At 37.7% G+C, this 14,408-nt stretch carries 13 protein-coding genes and 1 tRNA gene; 9 read left to right on the top strand and 5 right to left on the bottom strand.

Annotated features, from left to right (window positions below):
• The first annotated feature begins 643 nt into the window (after positions 1-643).
• The 4 genes from B4U84_RS04655 (at position 644) to B4U84_RS04640 (ending at position 4,891) form a co-directional block, all read left to right on the top strand.
• Complete coding sequence (locus B4U84_RS04655) at positions 644-1,075, top strand: response regulator (RefSeq protein ID WP_131118718.1); 432 nt, start codon at positions 644-646, stop codon at positions 1,073-1,075.
• A gap of 171 nt (positions 1,076-1,246) precedes the next feature.
• Positions 1,247-2,599, top strand: coding sequence for an ATP-binding response regulator (locus tag B4U84_RS04650; protein ID WP_131115803.1), 1,353 nt, complete (start codon positions 1,247-1,249; stop codon positions 2,597-2,599).
• Positions 2,600-2,767: 168 nt separating this feature from the next.
• The gene (locus tag B4U84_RS04645; RefSeq protein WP_131115801.1) at positions 2,768-3,889 is read left to right on the top strand and encodes a sensor histidine kinase; all 1,122 of its coding nucleotides are present in this window, start codon (positions 2,768-2,770) and stop codon (positions 3,887-3,889) included.
• A gap of 597 nt (positions 3,890-4,486) precedes the next feature.
• Complete coding sequence (locus tag B4U84_RS04640; RefSeq protein WP_017309541.1) at positions 4,487-4,891, top strand: Na-translocating system protein MpsC family protein; 405 nt, start codon at positions 4,487-4,489, stop codon at positions 4,889-4,891.
• 39 nt (positions 4,892-4,930) lie between these two features.
• On the opposite strand, the gene B4U84_RS04635 is transcribed toward B4U84_RS04640, so the two are convergent.
• On the bottom strand, positions 4,931-5,407 hold the full coding sequence (locus B4U84_RS04635) for a response regulator (protein ID WP_017309542.1): 477 nt from the start codon (positions 5,405-5,407) through the stop codon (positions 4,931-4,933).
• Positions 5,408-6,041: 634 nt separating this feature from the next.
• Between B4U84_RS04635 and B4U84_RS04630 the strand changes: the two genes are divergently transcribed.
• From B4U84_RS04630 to B4U84_RS04615, 3 genes are all read left to right on the top strand, one after another.
• Complete coding sequence (locus B4U84_RS04630) at positions 6,042-6,242, top strand: hypothetical protein (protein WP_017309543.1); 201 nt, start codon at positions 6,042-6,044, stop codon at positions 6,240-6,242.
• Between the two features lie 674 nt (positions 6,243-6,916).
• A tRNA-Asn gene (locus B4U84_RS04620) sits at positions 6,917-6,985 on the top strand.
• 138 nt (positions 6,986-7,123) lie between these two features.
• The gene (locus B4U84_RS04615) at positions 7,124-8,557 is read left to right on the top strand and encodes a vWA domain-containing protein (RefSeq protein WP_131115799.1); all 1,434 of its coding nucleotides are present in this window, start codon (positions 7,124-7,126) and stop codon (positions 8,555-8,557) included.
• Positions 8,558-8,612: 55 nt separating this feature from the next.
• Here the strand turns inward: B4U84_RS04615 and rpsU are convergent, their stop codons facing one another.
• Together rpsU and rbp are read right to left on the bottom strand one after the other, a co-directional pair.
• Positions 8,613-8,807 (bottom strand): 30S ribosomal protein S21, encoded by a 195-nt coding sequence (gene rpsU, locus B4U84_RS04610; RefSeq protein ID WP_016859922.1) that lies wholly within the window; start codon positions 8,805-8,807, stop codon positions 8,613-8,615.
• Between the two features lie 238 nt (positions 8,808-9,045).
• Positions 9,046-9,363: an RNA-binding regulator gene (gene rbp, locus B4U84_RS04605; protein WP_016859921.1), complete on the bottom strand. Its 318-nt coding sequence runs from the start codon at positions 9,361-9,363 to the stop codon at positions 9,046-9,048.
• 159 nt (positions 9,364-9,522) lie between these two features.
• Between rbp and B4U84_RS04600 the strand changes: the two genes are divergently transcribed.
• Positions 9,523-10,350: a vWA domain-containing protein gene (locus B4U84_RS04600; RefSeq protein WP_017309545.1), complete on the top strand. Its 828-nt coding sequence runs from the start codon at positions 9,523-9,525 to the stop codon at positions 10,348-10,350.
• Here B4U84_RS04600 and B4U84_RS04595 read toward each other — a convergent pair.
• Entirely contained in the window at positions 10,328-11,263 is a 936-nt protein-coding gene (locus B4U84_RS04595) for a hypothetical protein (protein ID WP_044451563.1), read from the bottom strand. The genes B4U84_RS04600 and B4U84_RS04595 overlap by 23 nt on opposite strands.
• A 258-nt stretch (positions 11,264-11,521) precedes the next feature.
• A complete protein-coding gene (gene minD, locus B4U84_RS04585) occupies positions 11,522-12,352 on the bottom strand; it encodes a septum site-determining protein MinD (RefSeq protein WP_017309547.1) in 831 nt (276 codons plus the stop codon).
• Positions 12,353-13,205: 853 nt separating this feature from the next.
• Here minD and B4U84_RS04580 point away from each other — a divergent pair.
• The gene (locus B4U84_RS04580) at positions 13,206-14,408 is read left to right on the top strand and encodes an AAA family ATPase (RefSeq protein ID WP_131115795.1); all 1,203 of its coding nucleotides are present in this window, start codon (positions 13,206-13,208) and stop codon (positions 14,406-14,408) included.

Genomic DNA, 14,408 nt, shown 5'->3' with positions numbered 1-14,408 from the left:
AAGTACCTCAATACGAGTTTGAAGTACCTCAATACGAGTTTGAAGTACCTCAATACGAGTTTGAAGTACCTCAATACGAGTTTGAAGTACCTCAACACGAGTTTGAAGTACCTCAACACGCAATACTGCTCGGATAATACAAATCGATTGACATTTAAACCTGTAGAGACGCGATATATCGCGTCTCTACATTCCTCGGTCTAAGCGAGCGAAAGAATAACGATTTTGAAGAAGTCCGTTTGTTTCATCGCAAAATTTTATCGCAACTCTGACCAATGGCTGAAGACGTTATTCAATCAGTCAATCTACAATTGGGTTGAAATAGTCTGTGGAGTATTTTTTTACTAATAGTTTTGGTTAAGATTTTTTCTACTTTAAGTGATAACTGGAGGTAAAGGCAGATAAGCAATTCAAAATTTCTAAACCTATTGATAGTAAGCATTGTAGCTAGGAATGGTGTGAAAAATCAAAGCATAACAGCTTACTTTTCTATGGGTGAAGATGTATTTTGAAATTTATTTTTTCGCTGACTGAGAAAAATTAAGAAGTATTAACATTTTTATGAACTATCTCTCAGTCTGACTCTGTTACTCTAGTCAAAAGAGTGAATTTAGGATACAAATAATTCAATTTTAACCAAGTGATGGCGCCAAGAGTGATTAACATACTGCTAGTGGAGGATGATGAGGTTGATGTCATGAATGTCAAACGGGCATTCAAAAAAGTCAATATTACTAATCCTTTACACGTTGCCACTAATGGTATAGAAGCCCTAGCAATGTTACGTAGTCAGAATGGCGAACCTCCTGAAGTTCCTTATGAGCGACGTTTGATATTGCTAGATCTGAATATGCCAAAAATGGGTGGGATTGAATTTCTCCAAAAATTACGCTCTGATCCACAACTGAGACTAACCCCTGTGATTGTAATGACGACTTCTAATCAAGATAAGGACAGAGTAGAAGCTTATAATTTGAATGTCGTTGGTTATCTGGTTAAGCCTGTAACATTTAATAATTTTATTGAACTCATGACAACACTCAATAAATATTGGAGCATATGCGAAATGCCTTAACTAATCAAGACTCAAGTGTCAAGGGTCAATTGAAAATAGTTAACAACTAACAACTAACTCCTAACTAATGTAGGGGCGAACAGCTTAACCACTAACTTAAAAACTATCAAAATAACTAGAAAAGTTCAATGTTATACGAGAAGCTGTATATAAGAGCAATAATGAAAAGCGATGGAAGAAACGCTGAAAGTATTAGTCGTAGATGATGATGAAGTAGACCGCATGTCAGTCCGGCGGGCTTTGAAAACAGCTGGAATAAGTGTACAACTGTTTGAAGCCGATAATGCTAAAAGTGCGATCGCTCATTTGCAGGATAATTCTTTTGACTGCGTTTTTCTTGATTATCGCTTGCCAGATCAAGATGGTTTGACCTTGATCAACGATATACGTTCTCGTAACATAAAAGTGCCTTTGGTAGTCCTGACTGCACAAGGAGACGAACAAATAGCCGTCGAGTTGATGAAAGCTGGTGCTGTAGACTATCTCTCCAAGTCAAGAGTCTCACCAGTAACATTAACGCAAGTTTTACGAAATGCTATTCGAGTCTACCGAGCAGAAATGCAAGTAGCTTTGGTAAACCAGCAACTTCGAGAAAGTAATGAGTTGCTAATTCGTAAAAATCAAGAATTGAAAACACAACAACAACAAATAGAACTACAAAATCTCAAGTTAAAAGAAGCATCACTGCTCAAATCCCAGTTTTTGGCGACCATATCCCATGAACTACGGACACCGATGAATGCTATTATTGGCTTCTCACAACTATTATTACGCCCCAAGTGCGGCGATTTGTCACCTCAACAAAGGGATATGGTGGAACGCATCCTTAATAATGGCAAGCATTTGTTAATGTTATTAAATGAAGTTCTTGACTTTTCTAAACTGGAAACTGGTCGATTAAGCCTCAAACCAGAAATATTCGACCTATCACAGGTAGTTAAAACAACTGTCGCTGAAACGTTTTCTTTAGCAGAGGGAAAAAAACTTTCTGTACAGGTTCAAAATAACTTACAAAATAGTATGGTATTTAATGACCCTGTTCGTTTGCGACAAATTTTAATGAATCTGCTCTCGAATGCGATTAAATTTACAGAATCCGGTAGTATTGGCGTAGATGTAAAAGAACTGCCAGATCATCAAATAGAAATTGCAGTTTGGGATACAGGTATTGGTATTGCTCCCTCAGATTTAAAATATATTTTTGAAGCTTTCCGACAACTTGACCAGAGTATAACTCGTAAATATCCTGGCACAGGTCTAGGCTTACCAATAGTAGATGCACTAGTCCAAATGATGGGGGGCAAAATCAGTATCGAAAGCCAATTGAATCAAGGTTCCGTGTTTCGGGTCACAATACCACGTCAAGTTTCATCATCTAAGCAACAAAATCAAGATGGATCATCAAAAACTTCATCGAAAATGTCTCAGGTATTACCATCAAAAAAGACTTTAAGTAAACACTCAGATCTATTCCATTTGCCACAGGATCAAGTGCAACAATTACCAAGAGAAAGAGGAATGTAATTTTGTCATTGGTCATTAGTCATTGGTCATTGGTCATTGGTCATTGATTAGGAGTTAGTAGTTAGTATATATTTGCTTTGTTCAAACAACAAATGACGAATGACAAACAACGAATGACAAACAACAAATGACAAAGGACAACAATAATATATTATTTATAAATATAATATGTATTTAAATATAGATAAGAAAGTAGAAAAAATTCTTGCTGTTGATGACACTCCTGACAACCTATTCTTATTACAGACAATCTTAGAAATTGAGGGGTATGAAGTTGATTTAGTGTCAGATGGTGCAACTGCTTTAAAGCAAGTTGAAGAATCTCCTCCAGATTTGATTTTACTAGATGTGATGATGCCAGGATTAGATGGCTACGAAGTCACACGACGTATCCGTAATCACCCTTTTCTAGATTATATTCCCATACTTTTACTAACAGCATTCCATGATGTTAGTGTAGTGGAAGGTTTGGATGCAGGTGCAGACGACTTTATCCGCAAACCATTTGATCAAGATGAACTATTAGCAAGAGTGCGATCGCTACTACGACTCAAGCATAGTCTTGATGAACAAAAAAAATTATTTAGCCAGCAGGAAGACTTTGTCTCACGTTTGACTCATGACTTACGGACTCCTTTAGTTGCTGCTGACAGAATGCTAAATTTATTTCAACAGGAAAGATTCTGCAAGATTTCGCTAGATATGAAACAGGCGATCACAGCAATGATTCGCAGTAACCAAAACTTGTTGGACATGGTTAACACATTGCTAGAAGTCCATCGTCTGGAAGCAGGTAAAAAGACAATGCAATTTGAAAGATGTGATGTTTGTGAAATCGCAACAGAAGTGGTTCAAGAATTAAATCCACTCGCAGATGAAAAAGAAGTACTCCTTCAGGTAGATGTTAGCCAATTAGATCAACAGAATCAAAATGATTGTATTGTTTTGGGCGATCGCTTAGAACTACGACGAGTCATCAGTAATTTAGTTGGAAATGCAATTAAATTTACAGATACAGGTAGTATAAACGTTCGGATTTCCAGCACACCTCCATCTTCTCTCAACAAAGGACAAATCAAGATCGAAGTAGAAGACACCGGATATGGAATTTCTGCGGATGATCTACCAACACTATTTGAACGATTTCGCCAAGGTAAAAACAAACGCGCTGGTAGTGGTTTGGGATTACATCTATCACGTTGTATTGTTGATTTGCACGGAGGAACAATCGAAGCTGCTTCCCAATTAGGTAAAGGTAGTGTTTTTACAGTACATTTACCAAAAAAATAAATAGATATATATAGCAATCCTAAATCATTCGTGAGATACAAGATCCCCGACTTTTGCAAAAAATCGGGGATCTAAGCTCTGCGATTCCCACAAATTATATAGGGTTGCTATAGTATTTCTAAATCATTCGTGAACAACAAGAACCCGGTTCAGGATATCTAGATTTTCACAAATAAAACCGGAGTCCTAATATCACTAAGTCTACGGGCATAAAGCTAACTATATTACAAAAAGTAAACACACCTAAAACCCTTACTAATGACAAATGACAAATAGCGAAAATACTTCATTAGGATGGTGATCTAAAAAAAATTTCCCTATATTCTTTAATACAGCAATCTCATGAATGATCTCTAAGTCAATTTACGTCAATGATTTTTTTAGGTTACACTGCTGGTGATAACTCAAAAAATGAGGTATTAATTCATCACCAAGAGTCTGTTTTTACTAGTTATTTGCTTGTTATTTTTTAGTTTTTAATTACTCACAAATAACAAATGACTAATGACTAATGACTAATGACTCTTGACACTTGATTAATTGCTGCACTTGTTGACTTATTACTAGTGGTCTATATCTTTAACTGATTAAAAATATATGGCAGAATCAATTCCAACTCGTGGTCAAGTAGAACGCACTTTAGCACAACGTATACAGGCTGTGTATCGCGAACAACTGGGACATCAGCCAAGCAAAGTAACCTCTCGCCTTTCAGAGCAAAATCTAGTGATTGTAATTGAGGATTCTATTACACCACCAGAACAGTTGTTGGCTCAAACTGGTAGACAACAACTAGCTGAACAAGTTCGTTCAGATTTAGATGAAGCTATTCAACCCCAATTAAAAGAATTAATTGAGGAAATTTTGCATGTGTCTGTAGTAGAGATACTCAGTGACGCTACTCTAGAAACTGGTCGTTCAGGAATTATTGTGATTTTATCCGAAGTACCTGATTTTCGTAGTTCTGTTTCTAGTTCTAAAATCAAAAAGAAGGCCTCATAAAAAATAAATTAATCAACTTAGCCTTCGTAGACTCTGGTGTCAACACAAGTCTACAGCTGAATTCTGTTTTAATTTGCCTCTAAGATGATGGGAAACCATGTTTTCTAGATCTTCAATCATGTAAGGCTTACTTATGTAATCGTCAAAGCCAGCCCTGAGAATACGTTCTCGATCCTCCATACTAGCTAAAGCAGTTACCGCAACAACATTTATATCATGCGTTAACGGTTCTCGTTTTAAGCTCTGTACTACATCGATACCATTAATTGTAGGTAACAGAATATCTAGTAGTATCAAATCTGGCTGATACTCTTTAGCTACTAATACTGTTGTTGAACTATCGGTCTGACAGATAAGCCTACAGCCGAATGACTCCAAAGCATAGCTCATCAACAGCATGTTATCATCATTGTCTTCCACTACCAGTATCAATGGTGGTTGGAAGATTTGTTTGTTTTCGTCAGCCATAAACACTTTTGCCAGTTTCATTCTTTCTCCAGGCAATATCATGTGCATTCGTCGTTCCTCCTGAACGAACTGACGAGGCATTCCCAGAGCGGTTGAACAACGCTCATTCAAGACTGGCTCGTTTATCAACCTTATCAAGTCGATACTCTTTGCTCTACGCAACAAACTATATAGAGGAAAAAGTATATCAAGCTGAAAGAATGTAGCTATACCCTACGATTATAAACAAAATAAAGAAAATATTTAGCAAATAAATTATAAGTACTTAATATATTTAAGTTTTTTTTAATAAAACTTCTCTAATGTTGGGCAAATCTTAGTTATATCTCAGATCTCACATTTACAAAATAAGAATTGTCAATAGATTTACAACACTTTTCTTATATAAATCAAACTAAAGAGATAAGTATAAATACTTTGTCTGTCTATTGATGTGGCGATCGCTCAGATGCAAAGATAAATTAGCATAACATATAAGAAAATTTTGTAGAGACTTGATAACCATAGCGTCTCTACTGATTTTTGGGCTGAGTACAAAACATCAAATTTCAAATCTCAAAAAACTTTCTTTTACCCCTTGACATTTTTTGTAGCACGTAAGTAGTATATAGATAACAACAAACAAGTTAAACAAACAAAAAGAGTTTTACCTCCCACAAATATATATAAAGGAGGTTGTAGTATGGTTCACATTCGCTTTGAAGGTCATTCCTATGATGTGAGCGAATCGCAACTAGGCTTAACAGCTAAAATGAATGACACAGCTATTAAGCAGCGACTGGCTCAACATTTTGATGTACAACTAAACCGCTTTGAATCTTACGTAATTGATCGTAGACCAAGCGGAGATTTAATAGTAAGACCAGAAGCAGTTTACGGATAAAAAAAACAAATTTTTGTTCTGCATCCTAACAAGTAAAGCTTACATACAATCAACTTCGCAAGAAGCTTGTAGGTACCCTACGGGAAGCCGCTTAAGGCGTCTACGATCCCTACCACCTCCATTTAGTGGAGGTGTAGCCGAATAGGTATAGGCAAAAACATGTGAATGGCTTTGCTAACTTATGTGGAACAACCAAATAATTCACTCCGCGCCCTAACAGAAAAAGCTTACATACTAGCCAAATAGGTACAGGCGCTTGATTGAAGCTCAGGATAATGTAGGTTCAAATCCTACGTATGAACAAACAGCTTTTTCAACTTGCGCGGAGTGACCTATAAGTAATCAATAATGAGTCATGAAAACGGCAAATACCAGACAGTTCATGAAATCAAAAATATTGTAACTGCATTCCAAAATAGCAGCTTACCACGATGTCAGTGGAATCATATTGCACATTTGACATTCTTTAGTAATTGTTGCCGTACCCTAATCGCGGAAGCTTACATACTCCTATTTAAGCAAAAAAACAGAGTCTACGTCTGAAGCCGTCTTCAGGCTTATGCTTCCTCTACTTGTACGGCAATTTAAATACTAAATCTCAATGTATAATTTGACATCTAGGTTTCTTGCAATTATAACAGTAGTTGTCACCGCGCCCTCACAGAAAAAGCTTACATACTAGCTCAATTGGTAGAGCAGTCGGCTATTAACCGATGGGTAACAGGTTCAATTCCTGTGTATAAACCAACAGCTTTTTCAACTTGCGCGGTGATTTTATTCACCCCGTAGTGTGTGACAACTACACTCCACGGTTTTAGATTTTGGTTGCAATTAAAAAATCCCAAATCTAAAATCCAAAATTCCTAATGGAGGTAGTACCCATGAATACAGCAGAACGCGACTTGCGTTTAGAACTTCTCAACAGCTTGCTAACTACGCCTCACCGCGAGTTGGAGAAGGTAGCAGAATTCCACAAGTTAATCATAGAACTTGACCCCATTTTTTACGGGCATCTGGCTGTATGGTATCAACGCAACGGTGATGTCCGCGATCACAAGGAAGTCTTTTTGGGACATCTGCTGACAAGTAATGTAACTGCCCACCGTGATGCTGGTTTTATGTTACTGCAAGAGTTTCCACCTTATCAAGTGGCGCGGATTGTGGACTTTATGAAGCAGCAACGCGGTAAAGTTCCCCGTTCTGCGCGTACTGCTGTGCAACGTTATTTGCGATCGCGAGAACTCAATCACCACTTTTTTGATCGCGCTGCTTTACGGGGACGTAAGGCGATGAAGCACCTATATGCAACTTTGCATATTAAACCAAGTATGCGTGCAGATGCGGTGTTGTTCAAAGATGCACCGCCAGAAGATAGCTTGGCTTATATTCTCAAACAGTTGGCAAAAGCAGAAACAACATCTGCACAAGCAGCTTTAATTGTTGAGCATAACATCCCTTACACTATTGCCATTGGTGCAGTTAAGCAACTTACCCCAACCGTTTTGGTGGCGTTGATTAACTCCATGTCACCGCAGGAGGTAATTAACAATCTCAAATCTCTGAAGCAACGCGGTGCGATGGATCACCCTGAAGTCAAGGCGTTGATTGATGAGAAGTTAGAACAAGCGGCTAAGAGTGACAGGATATCTGCGTTCAAAGCGACAGTCGCTGCTGATGTTACCCAACTGGACACAGAAACTACTGCACGACTGGAAAAAGTTGCCAACGAACAAGTTAAAAAGCGCGGTAAAATTGCCAAACCAACAGCTTTGTTGGTTGATAAGTCTGGAAGTATGGATGTTGCGCTAGAAGTCGGTAAGCAAATAGCTGCGTTGATTTCTGGTATTACGGAAGCAAACTTGTTTGTTTATGCTTTTGACACCATTGCTTATCCAGTCAAAGCCAGTGGTACTCAACTATCAGATTGGGAAAAAGCATTTCAGCATATTTTCCCCAACGGTGGAACTAGTATTGGTGCAGGTTTAGAAACCATGCGCCTGAAAAAGCAGGTGGTAGAACAAATTATCATCGTCACCGACGAAGGCGAAAATACTCAACCATATTTTGCTGCTACTTATCAAGCTTATCAGCGCGATTTGGGAGTTATGCCGAATGTGATTATTGTCAGGGTTGGAGGCTGGTGTGATTACATTGAACGCAATTTGAAGGAGAAGCAAATACCTGTGGACACCTTCACTTTCGCGGGAGACTACTACTCTTTGCCAAATTTGGTACCGTTTTTGTCTCGTCCATCCCGACTAGAATTGCTGATGGAGATTTTGGATACAGTACTACCTGTACGGGATGACAAGTAAATCAATGTCTAGCGGCATAGCCGCTAGATGTTAATTAAGTATGTTTATACTAGATTTAGGAGCGGAAACGTTTCTTATATCGCCGAGAATTAGCAACCGCTTTAGCTTTCCGCTTGTTTTTCTCAAGAGGAGTTTCAAAGTGACGATGTTTCTTTAAGTCAGGCATAATTCCCGCCTTGGAAACTTGACGTTTAAATCTACGTAAAGCTGACTCAAGTGCTTCGTTTTCGCCCACTACTATTTGGGTCATTCTATCTCCTACTTAGATATTAGTACTGGATAGCGGTCAGTCCATAAACATTTAATTTGCTTTTTTGGTGAGGAGAAAAGTAAGGGAATAGTCAACTAATGTTTCCTTGTTTACCTCAAAACCGAAAATGTGCCACTCAAATGCACTTTCGCTTCGTCAATCCAGTCAACTGAGAACAAAAATGGGCAGACTCCTTGCCTGCCCAAGAGACCTGAAAGTTAAACTTTGTTTTCAAAGCTTAGTAACGACGGGAGTATCCTCCGCCATTGTTTCCGCCACGTCTACCACCACCACCACCAAAGGAGCCTCCCTCTGATTTTGGTCTTGCTTTATTAACTTTCAAACTACGACCCATCCATTCAGCAGTGTCAAGCGCTTCAATTGCCGCAGCTTCTTCAGCCTCTGATCCCATTTCTACAAAGGCGAATCCGCGTACACGGCCAGTTTCACGGTCTACAGGTAATTGAACGCTTTTAACCGTTCCATACTCTGAGAACACCTGCTTGAGGTCATCTTGTTCAACCTCATAGGAAAGGTTACCAACGTAAATCGACATAAAACATCTCCAGAATCACATGGCGTAGAGTTTTAGATCCGGAGAAGTCTGTAATATAAGTACAAATAAAAACAAACCGCACAACCGAATTTAAACTTCCGTTCATAGTTTATCACAAATTTGTAAGATTCACGCAAATTAATTAATATTTAAAATTCGATGAAACCTCTTAATTACGTTGACTTATGCTTTGTTGTAGATACAACTGGCAGTATGAGTAGTTTTATTCACTCAGCACAGCAACAATTACTAAATGCTATCAAAGTACTGTCAACTAATAATAATATTGATTTGCAGATTGGTTTGGTAGAATACCGCGACCATCCCCCACAAGATCACTCTTTTGTTACCCGTGTTTATCCGCTGACGGCTAAATTGCAGCCAATGCAGAAAGTCATCAATCAACTTAGGGCTGATGGTGGTGGTGATGGACCAGAAGCTGTGTATCGCGGTGTTTACGACGCCTGTACAAAAATGAAGTGGCGTCAGCATAGTTGTCGTTTCATTTTACTCGTAGGTGATGCACCACCTCATGGTTTTGGTAAATGGCTAGAAGAAAAAATGTTTGATCGGCGCAGGTATCATAATGGTGATGCTTGGCCTGATGCTTGTCCTAGTGGATTGGATGTCCAGTCAGTAACTGCGACGGCAGAAAATCACCAAGTTATTATTCATGGATTATGTATGAGTGGTGATATGCTGGCACAACAAGCATTTAAGGCAATCGCTCAAATTACAGGTGGTCAATGTGTAGCAGTTAGCAACGCCAAAGATGTCATTGAGAAAATCGTGGGTGTATTGCAAAATGAATTCTCTAATTTGGAATTTGATCAAAAAGTCTTACAAACTGTGCAGCAAATAGGACATTTAGATAGCAGTAAAACTGCTGAAATTTTAGATATGCCAAGATTACCAGTTGCAGGTGCGATCGCTCGATTGGGTAAGCGGGGTTTCTTGGATGATTTCATCCCAGTGCGATCGCATTAATCAAATCTTCCTGCTTTTGTTTCAAACTTTGGAAATGACGGATGAAAACTGCTAAAGAATTGATACCATGCAGACTTAACAAAATCAACCAGCAGAATGTCTTCAAAACACTAAAAGCTGTAGGTCTGGTTAAACCCTCATGAATTGCAATCCTAGCCTCATCTAAATAAGCATTATATTCTTCCACAATTGGGAAATCATGGAAAACTCCTGCATTAATTCCATGTATCCCACTTACCCAATTTTTACCCATCTGAATTCTATCTAGTTGGGCAACTTCCAGATGATATAAATCATGGTAATCAATACTAATACCACGCACCTTGATATTTTCACCAGCTATAGTAATTGGAATTAAGCTGATATAACCAAGACTTTTCTTTAATTTTACTATAGCGGACTTTTTCCCAGAAATATCAATAAACCACTCGACAAAATTACACCAAACACTGTAATAATCAAACAAAAATATTCTATGATTTGATTGGCAAACACCAGATTTAAATAATTGATAATTTTTGTTGTGTTCTAAACATTTGTTCCTTTCCAGATTAGTATCAACAGTAAATATTTCTTCTATAATTAAAAACAAATAAAACGGAATTTTAATATTGAATCTATTTCCTTGCCAACAAATCTTGCTTTCTGGCATGATAGCTAAACACTGCTTTAATCGGTTTTTATAATCAAGGTGATATTTGTTTAATTGCTCTGAAGATAACTGTTGACGACGCTGATAAATCACAAATGCACGCAACAGTAACTGTTTCATCCGGCGAACAAAAATATGATTTGTGCGATCGCTTTTGTTTCCCATCCACAAAGCCATAGTTAAAGCATGTTTTTGGCGTTTTGATAGCTTTTGTATTGCCTTGTCTGGTTCTGTAACTTGGCGAAGATTTGCAGACTTCATTGTTTTTGACAAAGAATAAACATCAGTATTCTTAATTTGAAGTCGTTAAAATCAAGAATCTTGTTCCTTATACAAATACAGAACCTCAAAGGCTTTTCGTCCTTGTCTCCCCAATCCCCGTACTCTATGAGAAGCCGCTGACGCGTCTACGCGAAGCGTCTCCTCTGGAGAATCCCCAATCCCCGTTCGCGAAGCGTCTCCTCTGGAGAATCCCCAATCCCCGTTCGCGAAGCGTCTCCTCTGGAGAATCCCCAATCCCTAAAAATAAGGATATAAACTTATAAATTCAGTAGTTGGATCGATGGTAGAACCTTTATTCAAGATTCTGTCATTCGATAAATCAAATTCAAGAGATTTGTTGTTCTTTTTTCCTCCAAGATTATGAGCAATTTTCCCAATAGCAATTGCAGCAGGGGATTTGTTTTTTCCTAATACTAAAGGCTGACCATTATTAGTAGAAACAATCACACGATCATCTTCACAAATTGATCCTATAAGCGAAATTCCCAGAAGTTCTTGGACATCTTCTGGGGACATCATATTTAAATCGCGTACCATTCCCGGTCTAACACGGTTAACAATTAATTGAATGGGTCTAATTTTCTCTGCTTGTAGTAAACTAATTACACGGTTAGCATCACGTACTGAGGAAATTTCTGGTGTAGCGATCACTAACGCTTCATTTGCAGCTGCGATCGCAGTTTGAAACCCTCCATCAATACCTGCTGGACTATCTATTAGTACGTATTCATATTTCTGTGACAAGTCGTTTAATAATGGTTTGATCTGTTCAGGTGTTACTAATTCTTTGGTACGTTTTTTAGCTGCTGGTAAAAGTGTTAAACCTGGTTGGCGTTTGTCTTTTACCAAGGCTTGTTCTAAGCGACATTCCCCAGCCAGAACATCAAATAATGTGTATATTATTCGTTTTTCTAGTCCCAGCAGCAAATCCAAATTTCTCAATTCAAAATCAGCATCAACCAATGCAACCTGATGACCCATCTTGGCTAAAGCTATGCCCAAGTTGGCTGTTATGGTGGTTTTACCCACACCGCCTTTTCCAGATGTAATGACAATAATGCGAGTCATGATAGAAAAGCTCTATTTAGGACATAGGGCTAGCACCCTGTTTATAATCTCTACCAAGAACTTAAAGACTAACCGGAGCAAAATATGTTACTTGTAAAACTTTGTAAGGAAGTATTGCTGACGTGTAATTACTTATGAGCTTGTGTTAAATAAAGAAAAATTCATTATTGCACCTGATTTTATGTAAAAATAACGACATTTCAATTTTGCCAATGATTAAAAGTTAAATTTAACTTCTAAGTTATTCTACATCAGGCTTTAGCCAAAGCGATCGCATACCTATAAATGTTTCAACTGTAGTATTAATTACCATCCTCACATAAAGTTACAATTTTTGACATTAATCCAGCGCAATCAGTTCTAATCGTAACTTCAAAATTGAGTAACTTGACACAATTATTATTTTTGTAATACAGTGTAATTCATTATGAATTTGTATTTTGAGGCAGAGTCATAATTAATTGCAGTTTCAATCATTATTCATGTTGGTAAAACCTCTCTGTACTGACTACTAAATTCAAATTTATTTTTAGTAATTTAGAAAAATTATCTTAAATTTACCGCTTGCGTGTCTCAACAGTTCAGAGCTTACATACATAGTACGAGAGGAAATGTACCGTTATTCAAAACCAGCGGGTGCGTAGACGCAAGGAATTTACTGAGAATCTGGGAAGTTGGCTTAAAAGTAGCTATCCTTAAAAGAGTGTGTAATAACTCACCAGTGGAGTTTTTCTCATGCGATAGACGCTTTGCTCTGGCGACTTACACGCAAGTAGTTTATTTTATTAAAAAGTATAATTTCAAGACGTGCATCTGTTAAATAGAACTCCATTAAAATCTCATTATAGAAAATATGGAATTTGATTACTTCAGACACAATCAAGGTTCTCCTGCAAACAACAACCGTCAAAGTTTACTCTCCAGTGGTTGGCGACCTTTGCAACGGGAATTTGACTGGGAGTTTTTAGGTCAACTCATGTTTCATGACACACAAGAGTTAACTCAAAAAAGTCTGAATTTAGCGAGTAGCATTGCGGAGACATTGGGACGAAATAATTATACTTGGTGGGCAAATTTATTAAATATTGTTTCTGAAAATACACGTTACGAAGTTGAAAAATATTGGAACTATATCACACCAGATCCACTAACACCTGATTACCGTTACCAGGATGTTTTAAATACAGACACACCCATTACTCAGTTTGTCAATCGTAACAGTATTCCCATTGATTATGTTCTCAATCGACTGCAAGAAATTACGGTGATGCGGGTTTTAAAAATATTAGGAAAACCTGATATTATCACCCAATATTATTTAGAAAGAAACTTTTATTATCCTGTAGAAAAATTTTTGAATTGGGAACGACTGGATATCATTAATACTGTTTATGCATACTGGTCAAAAGATGATGTCTGGTTACAAATTGATCCTTATGATCGGGGACGACGACACTATAGTTTAATGGGAAAAAACTTATCTCCATTAATTAACAAAGCCACTTATGATTTAGCAATCATGTTGAGTGGATATCAAAGTCGTGTCGGGAAGGTACAAAGCCAATTTCAGATTCGCAGTTTTCCAGAAGATATTCAAAACTTTACTGACATAGTTCAGCAGACGGTTTTGAATCAAAATCAATTAGCAGTTTTAGTACATGGTAAACCAGGAACAGGTAAAACTGCATGGACACAAGCATTTGCCAAAGAAATTTTGGTGTCACTTGGCTTTGTAATTTTTATTTTAGATCATGACGCGATCGCCAACTTTGTACCACCTACATACTTAGAGCGAATTTGTATTATTATTAATGAGGCAGACAATTTAGCTCAAGACCGTGCTAGTGAAATCGCACAACAAAGTAACAAAACTGAGCATATTTTAAGCTTGCTAGATGGCACTTTATACCAAAGTGTTGCTGACGACTCTGGAATTCAAATACAGCAAAGGTTGGTAGTACTGATGACTTGTAACACCACAGAAAGACTAGATCCTGCAATGTTGCGTCGAGGTAGGGTAGATTTGATGTATGAATTTACTCATTTATTTGTTTAA

It is taken from the genome of Westiellopsis prolifica IICB1 (assembly GCF_004323185.1).
Lineage (GTDB): Bacteria > Cyanobacteriota > Cyanobacteriia > Cyanobacteriales > Nostocaceae > Pelatocladus > Pelatocladus prolificus_A.
The sequence above is the reverse complement of the archived record's forward strand: the minus strand, read 5'-3'. Positions and strand labels throughout refer to the sequence as shown.